General features: G+C 72.8%; 18 protein-coding genes. 9 read left to right on the top strand and 9 right to left on the bottom strand.

Annotation, left to right across the window (positions count from 1 at the left end; translation table 11 throughout):
• Positions 1 to 111 precede the first annotated feature (111 nt).
• The gene (locus tag AB0873_RS17895; RefSeq protein ID WP_366600807.1) at positions 112 to 867 is read right to left on the bottom strand and encodes a protein phosphatase 2C domain-containing protein; all 756 of its coding nucleotides are present in this window, start codon (positions 865 to 867) and stop codon (positions 112 to 114) included.
• A gap of 66 nt (positions 868 to 933) precedes the next feature.
• On the opposite strand from AB0873_RS17895, the gene AB0873_RS17890 reads away from it, so the two are divergent.
• From AB0873_RS17890 to AB0873_RS17865, 6 genes are all read left to right on the top strand, one after another.
• Positions 934 to 1,170, top strand: coding sequence for an HTH domain-containing protein (locus AB0873_RS17890; protein WP_366600806.1), 237 nt, complete (start codon positions 934 to 936; stop codon positions 1,168 to 1,170).
• Positions 1,170 to 1,748, top strand: a complete 579-nt coding sequence (locus AB0873_RS17885) for a Clp protease N-terminal domain-containing protein (RefSeq protein WP_366600805.1) — start codon at positions 1,170 to 1,172, stop codon at positions 1,746 to 1,748. The genes AB0873_RS17890 and AB0873_RS17885 overlap by 1 nt, the downstream gene beginning before the upstream one ends.
• 126 nt (positions 1,749 to 1,874) lie before the next feature.
• Positions 1,875 to 2,861, top strand: coding sequence for a diacylglycerol kinase family protein (locus tag AB0873_RS17880; protein ID WP_366600804.1), 987 nt, complete (start codon positions 1,875 to 1,877; stop codon positions 2,859 to 2,861).
• Positions 2,854 to 3,855, top strand: coding sequence for a YihY/virulence factor BrkB family protein (locus AB0873_RS17875; RefSeq protein ID WP_366600803.1), 1,002 nt, complete (start codon positions 2,854 to 2,856; stop codon positions 3,853 to 3,855). The genes AB0873_RS17880 and AB0873_RS17875 overlap by 8 nt, the downstream gene beginning before the upstream one ends.
• A gap of 71 nt (positions 3,856 to 3,926) precedes the next feature.
• Positions 3,927 to 5,417, top strand: a complete 1,491-nt coding sequence (locus AB0873_RS17870; RefSeq protein WP_366600802.1) for a phosphatase PAP2 family protein — start codon at positions 3,927 to 3,929, stop codon at positions 5,415 to 5,417.
• Positions 5,418 to 5,425: 8 nt separating this feature from the next.
• Positions 5,426 to 6,226, top strand: coding sequence for an endonuclease/exonuclease/phosphatase family protein (locus AB0873_RS17865; protein ID WP_366600801.1), 801 nt, complete (start codon positions 5,426 to 5,428; stop codon positions 6,224 to 6,226).
• A gap of 143 nt (positions 6,227 to 6,369) precedes the next feature.
• Here the strand turns inward: AB0873_RS17865 and AB0873_RS17860 are convergent, their stop codons facing one another.
• Positions 6,370 to 7,236 (bottom strand): alpha/beta fold hydrolase, encoded by an 867-nt coding sequence (locus AB0873_RS17860; protein ID WP_366600800.1) that lies wholly within the window; start codon positions 7,234 to 7,236, stop codon positions 6,370 to 6,372.
• Positions 7,233 to 8,195 (bottom strand): TIGR03557 family F420-dependent LLM class oxidoreductase, encoded by a 963-nt coding sequence (locus tag AB0873_RS17855; protein ID WP_366600799.1) that lies wholly within the window; start codon positions 8,193 to 8,195, stop codon positions 7,233 to 7,235. Before AB0873_RS17855 ends, AB0873_RS17860 begins: the two co-directional genes overlap by 4 nt.
• Before the next feature lie 385 nt (positions 8,196 to 8,580).
• Between AB0873_RS17855 and AB0873_RS17850 the strand changes: the two genes are divergently transcribed.
• Positions 8,581 to 9,459, top strand: a complete 879-nt coding sequence (locus tag AB0873_RS17850) for a cellulose binding domain-containing protein (protein ID WP_366600798.1) — start codon at positions 8,581 to 8,583, stop codon at positions 9,457 to 9,459.
• A gap of 277 nt (positions 9,460 to 9,736) precedes the next feature.
• On the opposite strand, the gene AB0873_RS17845 is transcribed toward AB0873_RS17850, so the two are convergent.
• The 6 genes from AB0873_RS17845 to AB0873_RS17820 form a co-directional block, all read right to left on the bottom strand.
• On the bottom strand, positions 9,737 to 10,999 hold the full coding sequence (locus tag AB0873_RS17845; RefSeq protein ID WP_366600821.1) for a sigma-70 family RNA polymerase sigma factor: 1,263 nt from the start codon (positions 10,997 to 10,999) through the stop codon (positions 9,737 to 9,739).
• Between the two features lie 3 nt (positions 11,000 to 11,002).
• Positions 11,003 to 11,395, bottom strand: a complete 393-nt coding sequence (locus AB0873_RS17840) for a YciI family protein (RefSeq protein ID WP_366600820.1) — start codon at positions 11,393 to 11,395, stop codon at positions 11,003 to 11,005.
• Between the two features lie 113 nt (positions 11,396 to 11,508).
• Positions 11,509 to 13,707 carry an alpha-galactosidase gene (locus AB0873_RS17835; RefSeq protein ID WP_366600797.1) on the bottom strand — a complete coding sequence of 733 codons (2,199 nt, stop codon included), beginning with the start codon at positions 13,705 to 13,707 and terminating at the stop codon, positions 11,509 to 11,511.
• On the bottom strand, positions 13,704 to 14,618 hold the full coding sequence (locus AB0873_RS17830; protein ID WP_366600796.1) for a carbohydrate ABC transporter permease: 915 nt from the start codon (positions 14,616 to 14,618) through the stop codon (positions 13,704 to 13,706). Before AB0873_RS17830 ends, AB0873_RS17835 begins: the two co-directional genes overlap by 4 nt.
• Positions 14,615 to 15,571: a sugar ABC transporter permease gene (locus AB0873_RS17825; protein ID WP_155333256.1), complete on the bottom strand. Its 957-nt coding sequence runs from the start codon at positions 15,569 to 15,571 to the stop codon at positions 14,615 to 14,617. Before AB0873_RS17825 ends, AB0873_RS17830 begins: the two co-directional genes overlap by 4 nt.
• A 21-nt stretch (positions 15,572 to 15,592) precedes the next feature.
• A complete protein-coding gene (locus tag AB0873_RS17820) occupies positions 15,593 to 16,918 on the bottom strand; it encodes an ABC transporter substrate-binding protein (protein ID WP_366600795.1) in 1,326 nt (441 codons plus the stop codon).
• A gap of 275 nt (positions 16,919 to 17,193) precedes the next feature.
• On the opposite strand from AB0873_RS17820, the gene AB0873_RS17815 reads away from it, so the two are divergent.
• Positions 17,194 to 19,245 carry a beta-galactosidase gene (locus AB0873_RS17815; protein ID WP_366600794.1) on the top strand — a complete coding sequence of 684 codons (2,052 nt, stop codon included), beginning with the start codon at positions 17,194 to 17,196 and terminating at the stop codon, positions 19,243 to 19,245.
• Positions 19,246 to 19,283: 38 nt separating this feature from the next.
• Complete coding sequence (locus AB0873_RS17810; RefSeq protein ID WP_366600793.1) at positions 19,284 to 20,066, top strand: DeoR/GlpR family DNA-binding transcription regulator; 783 nt, start codon at positions 19,284 to 19,286, stop codon at positions 20,064 to 20,066.
• Positions 20,067 to 20,068 lie beyond the last annotated feature (2 nt).

Below are 20,068 nucleotides of genomic sequence, written 5' to 3'. Positions count from 1 at the left end.
CTGGAACAACTGACCCACAGTCTTTCCTCGACAGGGGGAACCAAGCCGCTGGCCGGCACCCGGATTCCGGGTGCCGGCCAGCGGCGTCCGCACACCTGGCCCGACCGATTCTCAGCTCACGTGGACGATGACGGCTGTGGCGTTGTCGGCGCCGCCGGCGGTGAGGGTGGTGTCGAGGAGGGCGCTGACGGCCTGACCCGGATCGGGGTCGGCCAGGATCTCCCGCAGGCGGTGGTAGTCGACCTGGTCGCTCACCCCGTCGGTGCAGAGCAGCCAGGTGTCGCCGGGTCGCAGCGTCACCGCGAGCAGGTCCGCCTCCGGTTCGCGCGGATGCCCGGCGTACCGGGTGAGCTGGTAGCGGGCCCGGGCGGCGGCGGGGGAGTCGGCCGCGTACCAGCCGTGGACGACGCCCAGCCAGGCCGCGGTGTGGTCGACGGTCAGCAGTTCCAGGAGGCCGTCGCGCAGCCGGTACGCCCGGGAGTCACCGAGCTGCACCAGCCAGCCCTGTCCGCCGTCCGGTTCGACGAGCAGGGCGGTGAGGGTGCACCCGGTCAGGTCGGCGAGGTCGGCGCCGGCGGCGCGTACGGCGGACTGGACCTGGGCCACGGCGGTGCGCAACCGACGGGCGTCCACGTCGGGCCAGGTGGCCCGGACGTCCGCGACGAGCGTGCTCACCGCGGTGTTGCCGGCCCGGCGGCTGCCCTCACCGGCGCCCATGCCGTCGGCGACGACGGCGAGGGGCAGTTCGGGGTCGACGTGGAGGACGTCGAAGTTCGCCGGGTACCGGCGGCCGACGGTGGAGGCGCCCGCCAGCCGCAGGTGCAGGTGCCCGACCGGCAGCAGGCGGGGACCGTCGAACGAGTGCACGGCCGGACCCTAGCAGGATCGTCAACCGGAGTTGACATAGGCCGCGCGTCAACGTAAGTTGACGACATGAGTCAGGCGACGGAACTCGCGGCGGCCGCCAGCAGCACCGACCCCCGGGTCGGGCTACGCGCCGTCCGCGCGCTGCGCCGGCTACTCGAGCGGCTCGAGGTGGTCCAGGTCGACAACGCCCGGCGGCAGGGCTGGTCCTGGCAGGAGATCGCCGACGCGCTCGAGGTCAGCCGGCAGGCGGTCCACAAGAAGCACGCCGGGCGGCCGGCGGTCGATCGAACCTGGGAGGCGTGATGTTCGAGCGGTTCACCGACCGGGCGCGCAGCGTGGTCAAGGGGGCGCGCGACGAGGCCCGCGCCGAGGGGCGACGCCCGGTCGGCACCGAGCACCTGCTGCTCGCGATGCTCGACGACGGCGACAGCCTCGCGGTGCGGGTGCTGCGCGAGGCGGGCGTCAGCGCCGACGACCTGCGGGCTCGGATCCGGCGGCACACCGCGCACACCAGCACCGGGCTCGCCGACGCCGACGCCGCCGCGCTGCGCGAGATCGGCATCGACCTGGCGGCCATCGTCGCGCGCATCGAGGCGACGTTCGGCCCGGACGCGCTCCGCGAGGCGGAGCCGACGCCGCGCCGCCGCTGGGGCCGGCGACGGTACGCGGGCGGCCCGTTCTCGGCGCGGGCGAAGAAGGTGCTGGAACTGTCGCTGCGGGAGGCGCTGCGGCTGCGCCACTCACACATCGGCACCGAGCACATCCTGCTCGGCCTGCTCCGCGAAGGCAACGGCCTCGCCGCACTGGTGCTCACCGAGGCGGGCGTGAACCTGGAGGACCTCCGCCGCCGCGTCGAGGCCGCCCTCAGCACGGCCGCCTGACCCGGGCGCGTGGCGTGGCGCGGCGGGCTGCACCGGTGGCGGCGGCGCCGAAACCTCCTTGTGGCGCTGCCGACCCCGCTCGCGCCGCAACTCGCTGAACCCGCGGCCGTGCTGCACACTGACGCCGTGGATGCTGGCGAGGACAAGGGCGGGCTGCGGTCGGCCGTGGTGGTGAACCCGGTCAAGGTGGCCGATCCGGACGAGTTGCGCCGTACCGTCGACGACGTCCTCGCCGCCGCCGGCTGGCCCGAACCGCTCTGGTACGAGACCACCGTCGACGACCCGGGGCGGGGCCAGGCCGCGCAGGCCGTACGGGCCGGCGTGGACGTGGTCTTCGTCTGCGGCGGTGACGGCACCGTCATGTCCTGCGTCAGCGCCCTCGTCGGCACCGAGGTGGCGCTGGCCGTCCTGCCGCAGGGCACCGGCAACCTGCTCGCGGCCAACCTGGGCCTCTCCAACGACCTCGTCGCCGGCCTCGAGGTGGCCCTCGAGCGCGGCCGGCGCCTGCTCGACGTCGGGCAGGTCGAGGAGCACCACTTCACCGTGATGGCCGGCATGGGCTTCGACGCCCAGATGCTGGCCGCCACCTCGGAGACCACCAAGAAGCGGATCGGCTGGCCGGCGTACGTGGTGGGGGCGGCGCGGCACCTGCGGGACCGGCCGATGCGGGTCTCCATCCGCATCGACGACCAGCAGCCGTTCCGGCGTCGGGCCCGGTCCGTCCTGGTCGCCAACGTCGGCCGGCTCCAGGGCGGCCTGCGCCTGCTCACCGGCGCCGAGCCGGACGACGGCTACCTCGACGTCGCGGTGCTCACCCCGCGCACGTTGCGGCACTGGGTGGCGCTCGGCTGGGCGGTCGTCCGCAGGCAGGAACGGGTGCCCCGGATGGAGGTGTTCCGCGGGCGGCGGGTGGAGATCACCAGCAACCGCCCGCAGCCGCGGGAGCTCGACGGTGACCTGATCGAGCCGGGCCGGACGCTGCGGGCGGAGATCCGGCGGCGGGCGCTGTGGCTGTGCGTACCGCAGCCGGAGGAGGCGCCGGACCTGGCGGTGGACGTCGACGCGGCCGCCGAGCGGGGCGAGCAGCGGGTCGAGGAGGCGCGCCGTGAGTAGCACCCGCATCGTGCCGGAGACCCGGCTGATGGCCGACGAGGAGCTGTCCGCCGACGACGCCTGGCACACCCTGCGCCGCGAGGGCGGCTGGCACCTGCTGCGGGATGCGTTCATCCGGTTCCGCTACGGCGACGGGTTCAGTCACTCCCGGGCGTTCGCGTTGCAGCTCTGCCTGGCCGTGGTGCCGTTCCTGATCGCGCTGACCGGTCTGATCTCGGAGCTGGGCGTCGAGGAGGGCGGTGAGGTCGTCGCCGACACCGTGCTGGCGCTCTCTCCGGGCGCCAGCGACGAGGTGGTGGGTGAGCTGCTCGGCGAGGGCGAACGCACCGAGGAGGTGGGCGAGCTGGCCCTGACCCTCGGTCTGCTCACCGGCCTCGTTGCGCTGACCATGACGATGGCGCAGATCGAGCGGGGCGCCAACCGGATCTACGGCGTCGAGCGGGACCGCCCGGCGCTGTGGAAGTACGTACGCGCCGCCGTCCTGGCGCTCACCGCCGGCCTGCCCGCGCTGACCGGGTTCCTCATCCTGGTCGCCGGCGGTGCGATCGGCGACTCGGTGCAGCGGCACTACGCGTGGGGCCAGTTCGCCGACGGCGTGTGGGACGTGGCGCGGTGGCCGCTCAGCCTGGGGCTGACCGTGCTCGCCGTCGCGGTGCTGTTCCGGCACGCGCCCCGGCGCAACCAGCCCGGCCTGTCGTGGCTGTTCTTCGGTGCCGGGACGGCCACCGCGCTGTGGTGGCTGACCAGTCTCCTGCTCGCGGGGTACGTCGCCTGGAGCGACGACTTCAACCAGACGTACGGAGCGCTGACCGGCATGATGGCGCTGCTGCTGTGGGCCAACCTCACCGGCATGGCGCTCTTCGGCGGGCTGGCCTTCGCCGCGCAGTTGGAGGCGGTGCGGATCGGCGCCCACGAGCCGGCCCAGCCGGACCTGTGGGAGCCCGAGGCCGACCGGATGGAGCCGCACGACACCGGCGAGATGACCGCGCTGTAGATCCGCCGCCCGGTGTACGCGAAGCACCGATCGGGTATTGCGCCACGCCAGAAGCTGAGAGGGAGGCTGCCGTGGGCGTGGTCACCGACGTGTTGCGCCGACCCCTGGGTCACTTCACCGAGCGGACGCTCGCCGGCCTGGCGCTCGTGCTCGGCACCGGGGTCGGCTTCGGTCTGCTGCTGGTCCTGGTCCGGGTGAAGTGGACCCCGCTGTACGACGTCGACCACGGTGTCGCCGCGTGGCTCAACGACCTCGTGTCGCCGTACGGGCCGCTGGTCACCGTGCTCAACGCGCTCACGGACCTGGGCGGCCGGGCGGTGCTCATCTGGCTGATCTCGGTCGCCGTGGTCGGTCTGCTGATCCGTCGGCAGGGGCGGCTGGCGGTGTTCCTCATCGTCACCGGCGTCGGCGCGTTGATCCTGGACCCGGCGCTCAAGACGCTCGTCGACCGGCTGCGCCCCGAGGTGGAGGTGCCGATCGGGGCGTACGCGGGGCAGAGCTTCCCCTCCGGTCACGCGCTCGGGTCGTTCGTCGCGTACGGTGCGCTGCTGCTGGTCTTCCTCCCGGCCATGTCGCCCCGCTGGCGGAAGCCGGCAATCGGCCTGGTCGCCACGGTCGTGGTGCTCATCGGGCTGACCCGGATCGCGCTGGGCGTGCACTTCGTCTCCGACGTGCTGGGCGCGTGGCTGCTGGGCGCGGCGTGGCTGGGCATCGCCGCGTACGCCTTCCGGCTGTGGCGGCTGGAGCGCGGCCGGCCGGTGCCGGCGCTGACCGAGGGGTTGGAGCCGGAGGCCGCGCACGACGTGGCGCCCGCCCCCGACGAGGCGCACCTGCTGCCGCACCCGCGGGCAGCCGTCTTCGAGCTGATCGTCGGCTGGGTGCTGGTGCTCGGCGCCCTCTACGGCTTCGGGATGTTCGTCAGCTACCACGCCGGCGGGACGTTCCTCGCCACCCTCGACACCGACGTGCCGCGCTGGTTCGCCGAGCACCGGAACCCGGACCGCGACGACCTCTCCTGGTGGTGGAGCAAGTTCGGCGACACCCACGCGATCCTGCTGATCTCGCTGGTCTTCTGCCCGCTGGTGCTGGCGGTCTGGCGGCGCTGGCGTCCGGTGCTGTTCGTCGCGCTGACCATGTTCGGCGAACTGACCCTCTTCCTCGCCTCCGCCGCCGCGGTGGACCGGCCCCGCCCGCCGGTCGGGAACCTGGACGGGCCGATGCCGACGTCGTCCTTCCCGTCCGGCCACATCGCGGCCACCCTGTGCGTCTGGGTCGCCATCGCGATCATCTCCTTCCCGCGCACCGACCGCTGGTGGCGCTGGGTGTTCGTGGCGCTGGCGGTGATCATGCCGGTCGGCGTGGCGGTGTCGCGGATGTACCGGGGGATGCACCACCCGACCGACTTCATGGGCGCGATCATCCTGTGCACCCTCTGGGTGGCGCTGCTCTACTGGGTGGTCCGGCCGAACGAGGACCTGCGTGAGGGCAACCGGCCGGCCATCGAGTCGGAGGACGTGCACACCCTCGACGACGAGCTGGCCCGGGCCGGCCGGGTGGACTGACCGGCCGCATGCTGCGCGTGGCGACGTGGAACATCCGTACCGGCGGTCGGGACGCCGGCGGCGGGGACCGGCGGGATCTGATCGTCCGGGTCGTCACCGACCTGCGGCCGGACATCCTGGCGCTGCAGGAGCTGCGCGGCTTCGACGAACGCGCCCTGGCGGCCTTCGCCGGGCGGATGGGGATGGTGGCACGCCTGGCCCGGTCGTGGTTCGCCCAGCCGGTGGCGGTGCTGGTCCGCCCGCCGCTGCGGATCCTCACCGCCGGCCGGGTACGCCGGCCGTTCCACCACGCCGCCGTACGGGTCACGGTGGCCACCGACGCGGGGCCGCTGACCGTGTTCGGTACGCACCTCAACCCGTACTCGGGCGGCCGGCGGCGGATGGAGGCCGACTGGCTGGCGGCGGCCGTGCGCCGCAGCGGCGACGGGCCGGCCCTGGTCGCCGGTGACCTGAACACCCTCGATCCGGCCGCCGACCACACCGCGCGCCTGGCCCGGCTGCCGGAGCTGTACCGGCGCCGGCACCTGCGCCGGGACGGCCGGACAGTGGACACCCGCGCGGTCGCCCGGCTGCTGGACGCCGGCCTGGTCGACCTCTGGACACGCGACGGTTCACCGGAACCGGACGGGTGGACCGTGCCGACGCGGCACGGCGGGGCGGAGTTCGCGCCGATGCGCCTGGACTACCTTCTGGCCACGCCCGCGGCCGCCGAGCTGACCCGGCAGGTGCGGGCGGTCCGGGGCGGCGACGCCGACCGCGCCTCCGACCACTACCCGCTGATCGCCGACCTCGACGTCGCGCCGGCGTAGCCGGCACCGCTGCTCAACCTGGGGCTACAGCACCAGGTTGAGCAGCACGGTCAGGACGATCGACGCGACGACCGAGAAGAGGATCATCAGCAGGCAGCCGAGGCCGCCGCCGGCCGGGCGGATCTCCGTGTTTCCGATGCGCATCAGCGAATCACCTGTTCGTCAGGGGTCGGAGCCAGCAGAAGCCGGACCGCGTCGGCGACCTGGGCCGGCGCGGTGGTGGCGACGTTGTGCGCGGCGCCGGGCACCACGACGTCCCGGGCGTCGGGTACCAGCCGTGCCGCCTGTGACCGCCACCCGCCGGGGACCACCGGGTCGCGGGATCCGGTCACCACCACGGTCGGCGCGGCGATCCGCACCAGGTCCGCCTCGATCGCGTTGCGCACCGAGTGGGTGAGGGTCGCGGACACCCGCCAGGGGCGGGCGTCCCACACGTCGCGGAGCAGGATGGGCGCCTGCAACGGCGCCTCGCGCAGCGTGTCGACCAGCCACCGTCCGACCTGGCCGCGCCGTGACCGCGCGGCCGGGTCGCTGGTGGGGCCGGCCAGCACCACCGCGCGGACCGCCTCGGGGTGCCGGGCGGCCAGGGCCGCGGCGACCTCCGCGCCGAACGAGTGGCCGAGCACGCAGACCGGCGGCATCCGGTACGCGGCCAGCCAGGCGGCGAGGTGGTCGGCGTGCCGGGGCACGTCGTACGCGGTGCCGGGGCGTTCGGTCAGGCCGAACCCGGGCAGGTCCGGCACGTACACGGGGTGGGTGTCGGCGAGCGCCACGGCGAGGGGGGTGAGGTACCGGTGCGAGACGGCGAGGCCGTGCACGAGCACGACCGGCGGGGCGTCGGTGCCCGGGTCGGCGCCGCGGCGGGTGTGCGTCCGGAGCCCGTCGACCAGGCGCCACTCACTGGTCAGACCGGCGGCGGGCCGGGGCGCGGCGAGGGCGAGGCGCAGCTCGGCGGGGCCGAAGCGCCCGGCCGCGGTCAGCCGGGGCCGCCGCAGCGGCGAGACCCTCACAGCTCCCGCAGGCGCGGCAGCAACTGCTCCTGCGCCCACTCCAGGAACATCGGCTGGCTCTCCCCGCCGACCTGTACGAGCGCGACGTGGCTGAAGCCGGCGTCGACGAACTTCTTGAACGCCTCGACGTGCCGGTCGACGTCCGGGCCGCAGGGGACGCCCTCGGCGACGTCCTCCTCCCGCACGAACTGGGTGGCGGCGGCGAAGGCGTCCGGCCCGGGCAGGTCCGCGTTGACCTTCCAGCCCAACCCGAACCAGCGGAACTGGTCGTGCACGATCTTGCGGCACTCGGCTTCGTCCGGGCCGTAGCAGATGGCGACCTGCCCGAAGCGTGGCTTGCCGGCGCCGCCGGCGTCGTCGTACATCTCGACCAGCTCGGCGAGCGGGTCGGTGGCGATCATCCCGTCGGCGTACTCGGCGGCGAGGCTGGCCGACTGCCGGCCGGAGGCGGCGACCGCCATCGGCACCGGCTGCTCCGGCCGGTCCCAGACGTACGCGTCGGGCACGTCGTAGTGGTTGCCGGAGAAGGTGAGCGTCTCCCCGTTGAGCAGGGGCCGGATGATCTGGAGGGCCTCCTCGAACATCTCGTGCCGCTGCTGCACGTGCGGCCAGCCGCCCACGACGTGCTCGTTGAGGTTCTCACCCGCGCCCAGGCCCAGGGTGAACCGCCCGTCCGACAGCACGCCGACGGTGCTCGCCTTCTGCGCCACGACAGCCGGGTGGTAGCGGGCGATCGGGCAGGTCACGAACGACATCAGCTGCGCCCGCGAGGTGGCGTGGGCGACGGCGCCGAGCACCGACCAGGCGTACGGGGCGTGGCCCTGCGAGTCGAGCCAGGGGTAGTAGTGGTCGGACATGACGAGGTGGTCGAAGCCGGCCGCCTCGGCGCGTACGGCGTAGTCGACCAGTTCCTTCGGACCGGCCTGCTCGCACAGGAGGGTGTAGCCGACGTTGACCATGGTGCCTCCTCGTTCCGACCGGGCGGATCATCCCCGGATACCCCGGTCGGCGTCGGTCAACCCTGGCGGACCGCGTTCCTTAACCGGTTCATTGCGCTCCGGCAGCCATCGCTCTACGCTGATTCCTGCCGCCGGGAGCCAGGTGGCGGTTGTCGGGCTGCAACCGCCGTCCCCTGTGACGTCCCACCCCTGCGCGGGCAGCGGGGGCCCTCGGTGAGGAAGGCCATGACAAGACGACTCTCCGCCGCCGGTGCGGCGCTCCTCGCGCTGCTCGTCGCGGTCCTGATGATCGGGCAGCCGGCGCGGGCCGCGACCGGCTTCGCTCGACCGGGCCGTCGACTACTGGCTGAGCATCGCCGATGTCCTGCGTGGACAGGAGGCGTACGTGATCGTCAACATCGGCAACGAGCCGTACGGCAACCAGAACCACGGCACCTGGGCCGGCGACACGTCCAACGCGATCACGCGGCTGCGCGCCGCCGACCTCGACCACACGATCATGGTGGACGCCCCCAACTGGGGGCAGGACTGGACGTTCACCATGCGCGACAACGCGTCGACGGTGTTCGCCGCCGACCCGGACCGCAACACCGTCTTCTCGATCCACATGTACGGCGTCTTCGACACCGCCGCCGAGATCAGCGACTACCTCGGCCGGTTCCGCGCCGCCCGGCTGCCGATCGTGGTGGGCGAGTTCGGCCACAACCACTCCGACGGGAACCCGGACGAGGACACCATCCTCAGCTACAGCCAGGCCAACGGCATCGGCTGGCTGGGCTGGTCGTGGAGCGGCAACGGCGGTGGCGTCGAGTACCTGGACCTGGCGGTCAACTTCGACCCGAACAACCTGAGCACGTGGGGCCAGCGGCTGTTCGACGGCGCCAACGGCATCAAGGCCACCGCGAAGGAGGCCACGGTGTTCGGCAACCCGCCGACCACCCCGCCGCCCACGACGCCACCGCCGGGCGGCTGCACGGCCACGTACACGATCACCAACCAGTGGCCCGGCGGTTTCCAGGGTGACGTCCGGGTGACCGCCGGCGGGTCGGCGATCACGGGCTGGACGGTGCGCTGGACGTTCGCCAACGGCCAGACCGTCAACCAGTCCTGGAACGTGTCGCTGACCAGCAGCGGGTCGGCGGTCACCGCCCGCAACGTGGACTGGAACGGCCGGCTGGGCGCCGGCGCCAGCACCAGCTTCGGCTTCCTCGGCAGCTGGAACGGCACCAACGCCGCACCCGCGGTGACCTGCACCGCGAGCTGATCCGTCCACCGGTGGCCGGGCCGGACCAGGGCCCGGCCACCGCGCCGGCCGCGCCTGACGTCGGCCGCGCCTGACGTCGGCTGCCCGGCTCGTCGCGCACCCTCGTCTCAAGCACCCGTCGCCGGGAGCGGCATACCTGCTCTGGTCCCTTTGCTCTGCTTCAACGGACGCACGGATTCTGACGGCAAACCCGTGCGCCGGTTGAAGCAGAGCAAAGGCCGCGAGGCGGGTGGTCGGTCCGGCCAAGGGGTGCGGCGGCGGTGCGGGCGCGGCGTGCTCAGCCCTGGTGCCGGGTCGCGGTGAGGCGGGCGGCGCGCATGCGCAGGTACCGCTGCTCCGGCAGGCTCGTCGTCAGGTCGGCCGCGGCGCCGTAGTCGGCGATGGCGCGCTTCCGGTCGCCGGCCATCTCGTGCAGGTGGGCGCGGGCGGCGGGCAGCCGGTGGTGTCCGGCGAGCCGGGGATCGGCGGCGAGGGCGTCGAGGGCGGCCAGCCCGGCGGCCGGACCGTGCACCATGGCGGTCGCGACCGCCCGGTTGAGCGACACCACCGGCCCGGGTGCCAGCCGCTCCAGCACCTCGTACAGCGCCAGGATCTGCGGCCAGTCGGTCTCCTCGGCGCTCGCCGCCTCGTCATGCAGGGCGGCGATGGCCGCCTGCACCTGGTACGGGCCGACCGGCCCCCGGGGCAGCGCCCAGGTGACCAGCGCGACGCCCTCGGCGATGGCCGCCCGGTCCCAGCGGGACCGGTCCTGGTCGGTCAGGGAGACCAACTCGCCGGACGGGCCGGTACGCGCGGCGGACCGCGCGTCGGTGAGCAGCATCAGCGCGAGCAGCCCCACGACCTCGCTCTCCTGCGGCAGAGCCGCGTGCAGGGCCCGGGCCAGCCGGACCGCCTCCTCGGCCAGGTCCACCCGGCGCAGGTCGGCGCCGACGCTGGCGGTGTGCCCTTCCGTGAAGATCAGGTACAGCACGTGCAGCACCGCCGCCAGGCGGGCCGGACGCTCCTCGACGTCGGGCATCCGGAACGGCACCCCGGAGGCGCGGATCCGCTGCTTGGCGCGGCTGATCCGCTGCGCCATCGTGGCCTCGGGCACGAGGAACGCCCGGGCGATCTCCGCCGTGGTCAGGCCGCCGACCGCCCGCAGGGTGAGCGCGATCGCCGAGGCGGGGGAGAGCGCCGGGTGGGTGCAGAGGAAGAGCAGCACCAGGGTGTCGTCGCGGTCCGCGCCCAGTTCCTCGTCCGCCGCCGGAGCGGCCCGGCGGTCGTCCGGCGCGCGGATGGCGGCCAGGTCCTCCCGACGTCGCCGGGCCGCCTCGGAGCGGACCAGCTCGACCATCCGGCGGTACCCGACCTGGACCAGCCAGCCCCGGGGGTTGTCCGGCAATCCCTCGACCGGCCACTGGGTCACCGCCGCGAGCAGCGCCTCCTGGACCGCGTCCTCGGCGGTGGCGAAGTCACCGAAGCGGCGGGCGAGCACGCCGAGGACCTGCGGCGCCAGGTCGCGCAGCAGGTCCTCGACGTCACGGTCGACCGTGTCCAGCTGTCACAGCTCCTCGGGCGGGGCCGACATGACCGGGTGCACCTCGATCGGCATGTTCAGCGGCCGGCCGCCGGGGCCCGGCGCGGTGGAGATGTGCGCGGCGATCGCGACCGCCCGCTCCGGGGTGTCGACGTCCACGATCCACCAGCCGGCGAGGAACTCCTTCGTCTCGGCGAACGGCCCCTCGGTGACGACGGGCTCGCCGCCGCTGCCGGCCCGGACGATCTTCGCCTGCGCCGGCCCGCCGAGGCCCTCACCCTGGACCCACTCGCCGTCGGCGACCAGCTTCGCGTTGACCTCTCCCATGAACCCGATGTGCGCCCGGATCTCCTCCGGCGTCCAGGTGTGGATCGGCGGGAAGTCGGTGCCGGCGGCGCTGAACTGCATGAGCAACATGTACTTCACGTCTGGCTCCTCAGGTCTCGGGCACCATCGTCGGTGCTCTCACCCGTAGGTAGAAGCAGGCGCACCGCCGCTCGACATCCGGCGCGGAAAAATCTCCGGGAATCTCAGTCGAGCACGGTGACCTCCAGCAGCAGGGCCTGCTCCGGGTGCAGCGCCGGCACCGGGAGCCCGACCGAGGCGAGGACGGCACCGGTCAGCGTGGCGCCACCGGCGGCCACCCAGCCGGGCTCGGTCATCTGGAGCGTCGCCGGTTCCGGCACGCCCGCCGCCGGTCGGACCGCGTACCGCCGGTGCCGGTCCAGGCCGGGGAGCCGGACCGGCCCGGGCACCTGGGCGACCGAGGTGGCCAGGCGCGCCACCGCGTACACCGCCCGGGAACCGTCGCGTGCGACCACGCCGTGCGCCCAGACGGCCGGGTCCGGGTGGTCGACCCGGACCACCCGCCCGGCGTGCAGCAGCGGGCGGAGCCGCTTGTGCAGGGCCACCCAGGCGGTCAGCTCCCGGCGTTCGTCGGCACTGATCGCGCCGATGTCCCACTCGATGCCGTGGTGGCCGAAGAGCGCGGTCGCCGCCCGGAAGCCCAGGTCGTGGACGCGGTGGGTGGTGTGCGACCGCTCCGGCCCGATGTGGGTGCCGACCAGTTCGGGCGGCAGCAGCAGCCCGGTCCAGCGCTGGATAGCCAGCCGTTCGAGGGCGTCGTTGCAGTCGCTGGCCCAGACCCGGTCGGTGAGCCGGAGGATCTCCAGGTCGACCCGGGCGCCGCCGGAGGCGCAGCTCTCGATCTCGACGTCCGGGTGCCGGGCACGCAGCTCGTCGAGGAGCCGGTAGACCGCGACGGTCTGCTCGTGTACGCCCGGCCGGCCGTGGTGGCCGGCCTCGGTGAGGTCCCGGTTGTGGTCCCACTTGAGGTAGCTGATGCCGGGGTGCTCGGTGAGCAGCGCGTCGAGCCGGCCGAGCAGGTACCCGTACGCCTCCGGGTGGGCGACGTCGAGCACCTGCTGGTGCCGCCACTCGGGCGGCAGCCGGCCGGGCACCGAGAGCACCCACTCGGGGTGGGTGCGGAACACGTCCGAGTCGGGGTTGACCATCTCCGGCTCGACCCACAGCCCGAACGCCATCCCGTGGCCGGTCACGTGGTCGACGAGCGGCGTCAGACCGTCCGGCCAGACCTTCTCGTCGACGTACCAGTCGCCGAGGCCGGCGCGGTCGTGCCGCCGACCCCGGAACCAACCGTCGTCGAGGACGAACCGTTCCACGCCGACCTCGGCGGCCCGGTCGGCGAGGGCGCGCAACCGGTCCAGGTCGTGGTCGAAGTAGACCGCCTCCCAGACGTTGAGGGTGACCGGCCGGGGCGTCCGCGGGTGGGTCGGCCGGGCGCGCAGGTGCCGGTGCAGGGCGTCGCTGAGGCCGTCCAGCCCGGTGTCGGACCACACCGCGTACAGCAGCGGGGTGGCGTACTCGGCGCCCGGGGCGAGCAGCACCTCGCCGGGGGCCAGCAACTCGCCGCCGCCGAGGATCGAGTCGCCGGTGGGCCGGCGCTCCGCGAAGGTCACGTGGTCCCCGCTCCACGCGGTGTGCACCGCCCACACCTCGCCGTGCCCGAACCCGAACCCGGCCGTGCCGGCCACCAGCAGCAGCGTGGCGTCGTGGCCGGTGCGGCCGTGCCGGCCCTCCCGTACCCAGGTGCCCATCGACCACGGGTGCCGCTGCGGCGACCGTTCCCGGCACCACCGGCCGGTGAGGTCGAGCAGTTCCGTGGCGACCGCCGGCACCGGCAGCACCGGGGTCAGCTCCCGCAGTTCGTAACCGGTCGTGCCGTCGTTGCGCAGCCGGTGCCGCACGGTCAGCACGCCGTGCGGGTCCAGCGCCAGCTCCACGGTGAGGGACAGGCCGGCGGCCGGGTCCGACGCCCGCACGGTCACCCGCGCCGTGCCGGCCCCGTCGTGGTCCCGCTCCCCGTCGGGTACGCGCACCGCGTCCCCGCCCGCGGCCACGCGGCTCGGGTCCGAGGCGTCGACGCCGTCCAGGCGGAACGCCGTGGACCAGGCCCCACGGTCGCGGTGCCCGGCCAGCGCCGGCCGGCCGCTCCACCCGGCGCCGGGCTCGGGCAGCAGGGACAGCACGGTCGGCGCGTCGAAGCTGCTCGGCACCACCGGCGGGACGGTCGCGGCGACCAGGGTGGCCAGGTCCCCGTCGGTGAGCGGGCCCAGGTCGGCGCCCCAGTGGACGACACGCGGCAGGCCGGGCCCGCGCGCGTCGAGCACCAGGCTGACCCGGGCGCGGCGCAGGTGCAGGATCGTCATCCCTTGCTGGCTCCTAGAGTGAGGCCCCGGACGAACTGCTTCTGCAACAGGAAGAAGATCACCAGGGTGGGGATCGCGACCAGCACCGAGCCGGCCGAGACCAGGTTGTTGTCGGTGAAGAACTCGCCGCGCAGGTTGTTGAGCGAACTGGTGACCGGGAACTTGTCGCCGGTCCGCATGAGCACGGTGGCCCAGAAGAACTCGTTGTAGATCCAGGTCACCTCCAGCGTCGCCAGCGCCGCGAGGGCGGGTCGGCACAGCGGCATGGTCACCTGCCAGTACTGCCGCCACACGCTCGCCCCGTCGACCATCGCCGCCTCGTACAGGTCGCGGGGGAGCGCCTTCATGTAGTTGCTGAGCACGAAGACGCAGAAGCCGCACTGGAAGGCGACGTTGACCAGGATCAGCCCCCAGTAGCTGTCGTACAGCAGCTCGGAGTCGCTCATGAACTCCGGCAGCGGCACCTGGGTGAAGAGCCGGAACAGCGGGATCAGCAGGGCCTGCTGGGGCAGCAGGTTCGCCGCGGTGAACAGGCCGAGCAGGATCAGGTTGGTCCGCCAGCTGAACCGCGCGATGACGAACGCGACGCACGAGGCGAGGAAGAGCGTCAGCAGCACCGCCGGCACCGTGATGTACACGGAGTTGAGGAAGTGCTGCCCGAACTCGGCGGTCCGCCACGCGGTGACGTAGTTGTCGAAGGTCCAGCCGCCGAGCGAGACGTAGCCGTTGGCGGCGGTGTACTCGTACGACCGCAGCGAGGTGAGCACGGCCCACAGGATCGGGAACAGCCAGCTCACCGCCACGGCGGCGAGGAAGACGTGCAGCAGCACCCGGGCCGGGCGCAGCGGCCGACGGGCCGGGGCCGGTGGGGTGACCTCCTCGTCCCGGCTCAGCGTCGCGGCGGTGCTCATCGCCGGTCCTCCCTCATGACGGTGGCCAGGTAGACGGTGATGAAGACCAGCGAGACGACCAGCATGATGGTCGCCAGCGCGGAGCCGAAGCCGATCCGGCTGGCCTCGCCGACGACGTTCGCGGTGACCAGTGCGGAGATCAGCTCCAGGCCGTTGCGACCCTTGTTGATCACCCAGACCAGGTCGAACGCGCGCAGCGACTCGATCACCGTCACGACCAGCACGATGATGTTGATCGGTCGCATGACCGGGAAGACCACCTTGAAGAAGGTGCTGGGTTCCGAGGCGCCGTCGACGGCGGCGGCCTCCCGCAGCGACGGGTCCACACCCTTCAGCCCGGCCAGGTACAGCAGCATGATGTAGCCGACGTGTCGCCACCCGGCCGCGACGAGCACCGCCCAGATGTTGACGTCCGGGTCGCCGTACCAGTCGACGTCGGTGCCGAAGACGCCGTTGAGCAGCCCCTGGTCGCGCGAGTAGATGAGCTGCCAGACGAAGCCGATCAGCGCGAGGGAGAGCACGACCGGCAGGTAGAGCGCGGTCTGGTAGAACCGGGTGCCGCGCAGTTCCTTGTCGAGCAGGACGGCCAGGAACATCCCGATCGGGGTGGCCACCACGAAGAGCGCGGCCAGCCAGAGCAGGTTGTTCTGCACGGCCGGGACGAACGGCGGGTAGATGTTCACCACGTCGGAGTAGTTGCGGGCACCGACGAACTCGATCTCGCTGACCGGGCCGATGCCGTCCCAGTCGGTGGTCGACAGCGCCACCGTGGCCAGCGCCGGCAGCCAGACGAGGGCGACGACGAGCAGCAGCGGTACGAGCACCATCAGCGCGATGACCACGCGGTCGGTGCGGGACAGGAGCCGTAGCCGGCGGCCGCGCCCACCGGTGGTGGTGGTCGCGGCCGGCGGCGGTACGGCGCGGTCCGCTTGGACCAGGGGCAGGTCGGACACGATGTCCTCCCCCTTCCGCCGTCAGTCGGTGAAGATCGACTTTTTCTGGTTCTCGATGCTGGTGGTGAGTCCGTCGATGTCGGCCGGGTCCTTGATGAACTGCTGGAGCGCCGGGATGATCACCGTCGACGCGAAGTCCGGGCGGGTGTCCCGGTCGAGGAACTGGGCGATCTCGGTGGCCGAGCCGACCAGTTCGGCGGCCTTCTTCTGGAGCGCGGTGTAGCCGCTGGTGTCCGCCTCGGTGTTGGCGACCAGGGTGCTCGGGTCGTTCTTCACGGTGATGTCCGCGGCGGCCTTGGAGCCGACGTACTCCAGCAGCTTCTTGGCGTTCTCCTCCTCCTTCGGCCGGCGGGCCATCATGTAGCCGTCGATCGGCGCGTCCAGGGCCTTCGCCCCGATCGCCGGGTCGATCTCGGGGAAGGTGAAGAAGTCCAGGTCGTCCTGCTCGTCGTTGTTGAACTGCTGGGCGACGAAGAGGCCGAGCAGGTACATGCCGCTCTTCTTCTGCTGGAGCGACTGGGCCGCCTCCTGCCAGGTGCGGCCGAGGCTGTCCGGCTGGTGCAGGGGCAGCAGGCCGCGCCAGGCGTCGAAGACCTTCTTCACCTTGTCGGAGGTCCACGACTCCTTGCCGGCCATCAGGTCGATGTGGAACTGGTATCCGTTGATCCGCAGGTTGAGGATGTCGAAGGTGCCCATCGCCGGCCAGCCGTCCTTGTCGGCGAAGGCGATCGGGACCAGGCCGTCCTTCTTCATCTCGGCGGCGAGGGTGGTCAGCTCGTCGAGCGTCTTCGGCACCTGGTAGCCGTTCTGCTGCCACACCGACTTCCGGTAGAACATCGCCCACGGGTAGTACGACGAGGGGACGAAGTACTGCTTGCCGTCGTCGCCGGTGGACGCCTTCTTGAACGCGTCCGACATCCCGGAGAGCTTGCCCCAGATGTCGCTGAGGTCGCCGGCGAGGCCGCGCGCGGCGAAGAACCGCATCCGGTAGCCGGCGAACCACATGAATACGTCGTCCGGCTTGCCCTGGAGGTAGTTGTTGATGTTCTCCTGGTAGGTGTTGTGGTCGACGGTGTTGATCGCGACCTGGAGGCCGGACGAGGTCTGGAAGCCGTCCACGACCTTCGCGATCACGTCCTTGGGCTTCGGGTCGGACTGGTTGGAGCCGAGCGACACCGTCTTGGAGCCCGAGCCGCCCGAGTCGTCGCCGCAGCCGGCGAGCAGGCCGGTGCCGAGCAGCGCGCCGGTGCCGGCGGCGCCCGCGAGCAACGAGCGGCGGCGGAGGCCGGCGACCGAGGGGGGTACGAGCCGGGCGAGGTACTCGGCTTGGGATCGGGGACGGGACATGGTGCCTCCTGCGGATGAGAAGGTGCTGCGCCCGAGGGCCGTCGGCTGGCAGTACCACCCGTCGTGATCCCACATGCCGATCCACCGAGAACCCACATTGGCGAACACGAACTGCCAGTGGCCGCTCAAGCTACTCGTTCGACCGCTTCTGTCAAGAGGGGTGTGCCGGGTGGATAACCCAGTCGTGACAAGCCTGTTACGAGGTAAACGTTGGAAAGAATGTCGATGTTGGAAAGTGTTGACTTGTGCCTCTCCCGGGGGCACCCTCTGCTGTCATGCGGCGGTGGCAGGGTGAGCGGATCTTCTTCGGCGGCGACTACAACCCGGAGCAGTGGCCCGAGGAGACCTGGGCCGAGGACGTCGCGCTGATGCGCCGGGCCGGCGTCAACCTGGTCTCCGTCGGCATCTTCTCCTGGGCTCTCCTCGAACCCGAGCCGGGCCGGTACGAGTTCGGCTGGCTCGACCGGGTGCTGGACCTGCTGCACGGCGGCGGCGTCGCGGTCGACCTGGCCACCGCCACCGCCAGCCCGCCACCGTGGCTGGCCCGCCGGCACCCGGAGACGCTGCCCCGCCGCGCCGACGGCGCGATCCTCTGGCCCGGCGGTCGGCAGGCCTACTGCCCCAGCTCGCCGGTGTTCCGGGAGCGCTCGCTCGCCCTGGTCGAGGCCGTCGCGAGCCGGTACGCCCACCACCCGGCCGTGGTCATGTGGCACGTCTCCAACGAGCTGGGCTGCCACAACGTGCACTGCTACTGCGACGTCAGCGCCGAGGCGTTCCGCGGCTGGCTGCGGGACCGCTACGGCACGCTGGACGCGCTCAACGACGCCTGGGGCACCGCGTTCTGGAGCCAGCGCTACGGCGACTGGGCGGAGGTCAACCCGCCCCGCCTCGCCCCGACCTTCGCCAACCCCACCCAGCAGCTCGACTTCCTGCGGTTCTCCTCGGACGAGCAGCGCGCCCAGCTCCGGGCCGAGCGGGCGGTGCTGGCCCGGCTGGTGACCCGGCCGGTCACCACGAACTTCATGATCGGCACCGGTATCAAGTACCTGGACTACCACTCCTGGGCGTCCGACGTGGACGTCGTCGCCAACGACCACTACCTGACCGCGGCCGACCCGGAGTCACACGTCGGACTGGCCCTCGCCGCCGACCACACCCGCGGCGTGGCCGGCGGTGAGCCGTGGCTGCTGATGGAACACTCCACCAGCGCGGTCAACTGGCAGCCGCGCAACGTCGCCAAGCCCCCCGGGCAGCTGCGGCGCAACAGTCTCGCGCACGTCGCGCGCGGCGCCGACGGCGTGCTGTTCTTCCAGTGGCGGGCCTCGCGGGCCGGCGCGGAGAAGTTCCACTCCGCGCTGGTGCCGCACGCCGGCCCGGACACCAAGGTGTTCCGCGAGGTGTGCCGGCTCGGCGCCGACCTCGCGGCGCTGTCGGAGGTGGTCGGCAGCCGGGTGGACGCCGACGTGGCGATCCTGTTCGACTACGAGGCATGGTGGGGTGTCGAGTTGGATTCCCACCCCAGCGTCGACGTCACGTACGCCGACCGGCTCGAAGTGCTCTACGGGGCGCTGTGGCGGGCCGGCGTCACCGCGGACGTCGTGCACCCGTCCGCCGACCTGTCCGGCTACCGCCTGGTGCTGGTCCCCACCCTGTACCTGGTGCGGGACGCGCACGTCGCCGCGCTGCGCGCCTTCGTCGAGGCCGGTGGGACGGCCCTGGTCACCTACTTCAGCGGGATCGTCGACGAGAACGACCACATCCGGCTCGGCGGGTACCCGGGCGCGTTCCGGGACCTGCTCGGCGTCCGAGTGGAGGAGTTCTTCCCGCTGCGGGCGGGGGAGCGGGTCAACCTGGACGACGGGTCAGTCGCCGACGTGTGGACCGAGTGGCTGCACGCCGAGGGCGGCGCCGAGGTGCTGTCCGCGTACGCCGACGGGCCGCTGCCGGGCGTACCGGCGGTGACCCGGCACCCGGTCGGCGCCGGCGCCGCCTGGTACGTCGGCACCCGCCTGGACGGCGCGGCGACGGACCGCCTCGTGGCCCGGCTGGTCGCCGAGGCCGGGGTGCGGCCGCCGGCCGACGCGCCGCCCGGTGTGGAAGTGGTCCGGCGGCGGGACGGGGAGCGGAGCTGGTTGTTCGTCCTCAACCACACCGGCGAGGAGGTCCGGCTCGCCGCCAGCGGCACCGAACTGCTCGGCGGGGCGTCCTGCGCCGGCGAGCTGACCGTCCCGCCCGGCGAGGTGGCCGTCGTACGGGAGGACGTACCCGTGGCGTCGACGGCCGTGGCCGCCGCGGACCCGCGGGCCCCCGCCGCGGACGCCGCCTGAGCTGGTTGTCCTTGCCCACGACGCGCGAAGGAGGTTCGATGCTCGCCCAGCAGCGGCAGACCGCCATCCTCGACCTGATCCGGCAGCGGGGCGGCGTGCGCGTCAGTCACCTGGTGAGCCGGTTCGGCGTCTCCGACATGACCATCCGGCGGGACCTGGAGGTGCTGGCCGAGCGTGGGCTGGTCGACAAGGTGCACGGCGGCGCGACGCTGGCCGGCCCCGGGTCCGCCGAGGAGCCCGGCTTCGCCGCCAAGTCGGTGCGCCAGCAGGCCGAGAAACGGGCCATCGCCGAACGGGCCGCGTCGCTCGTCGAGCCCGGCATGGCGATCGCGCTCTCCGCCGGCACCACCACGGCCGCGCTGGCCGGCCTCCTCGCCGACGTCCGTGGGTTGACCGTGGTGACCAATTCGATCCCCGTCGCCGACGCCCTCTACCAGAACCCGCGCGCCGACCAGACGGTCGTGCTGACCGGTGGCATCCGCACGCCGTCGGACGCGCTGACCGGGCCGGTCGCCGAGGCCGCCATCGGATCGCTCAACGTGGACCTGCTCTTCCTCGGCGTACACGGGATGAGCCCGCGCACCGGCTTCACCACCCCGAACCTGCTGGAGGCGGGCGTGAACCGGGCCCTGATCGCCGCGTCCCGGCGGCTGGTCGTGCTCGCCGACCACACCAAGTGGGAGACGATCGGCATCGCCACCATCGCCCCGCTGGAGGACGCGGACGTGCTGGTCACCGACGCCGGCCTGCCGGCCGAGGCGCGCGGCCAGATCGGCGACCAGGTCGGCGAGCTGATGATCGTGGACCCTGTCCCGCTCTGACC

It is taken from the genome of Micromonospora sp. NPDC047707 (assembly GCF_040704235.1).
Taxonomy (GTDB): domain Bacteria; phylum Actinomycetota; class Actinomycetes; order Mycobacteriales; family Micromonosporaceae; genus Micromonospora.
This window is presented reverse-complemented; position numbering and strand designations above follow the sequence as displayed.

Bases quoted from the DNA above. Each gene is read 5' to 3' on its own strand.
- AB0873_RS17890 (WP_366600806.1), top strand. From the start codon at position 934: ATGAGTCAGGCGACGGAACTCGCGGCGGCCGCCAGCAGCACCGACCCC.
- AB0873_RS17885 (WP_366600805.1), top strand. From the start codon at position 1,170: ATGTTCGAGCGGTTCACCGACCGGGCGCGCAGCGTGGTCAAGGGGGCG.
- AB0873_RS17865 (WP_366600801.1), top strand. From the start codon at position 5,426: ATGCTGCGCGTGGCGACGTGGAACATCCGTACCGGCGGTCGGGACGCC.
- AB0873_RS17855 (WP_366600799.1), bottom strand. From the start codon at position 8,195: ATGGTCAACGTCGGCTACACCCTCCTGTGCGAGCAGGCCGGTCCGAAG.
- AB0873_RS17840 (WP_366600820.1), bottom strand. From the start codon at position 11,395: ATGTTGCTCATGCAGTTCAGCGCCGCCGGCACCGACTTCCCGCCGATC.
- AB0873_RS17835 (WP_366600797.1), bottom strand. From the start codon at position 13,707: ATGACGATCCTGCACCTGCGCCGCGCCCGGGTCAGCCTGGTGCTCGAC.
- AB0873_RS17830 (WP_366600796.1), bottom strand. From the start codon at position 14,618: ATGAGCACCGCCGCGACGCTGAGCCGGGACGAGGAGGTCACCCCACCG.
- AB0873_RS17820 (WP_366600795.1), bottom strand. From the start codon at position 16,918: ATGTCCCGTCCCCGATCCCAAGCCGAGTACCTCGCCCGGCTCGTACCC.
- AB0873_RS17815 (WP_366600794.1), top strand. From the start codon at position 17,194: ATGCGGCGGTGGCAGGGTGAGCGGATCTTCTTCGGCGGCGACTACAAC.
- AB0873_RS17810 (WP_366600793.1), top strand. From the start codon at position 19,284: ATGCTCGCCCAGCAGCGGCAGACCGCCATCCTCGACCTGATCCGGCAG.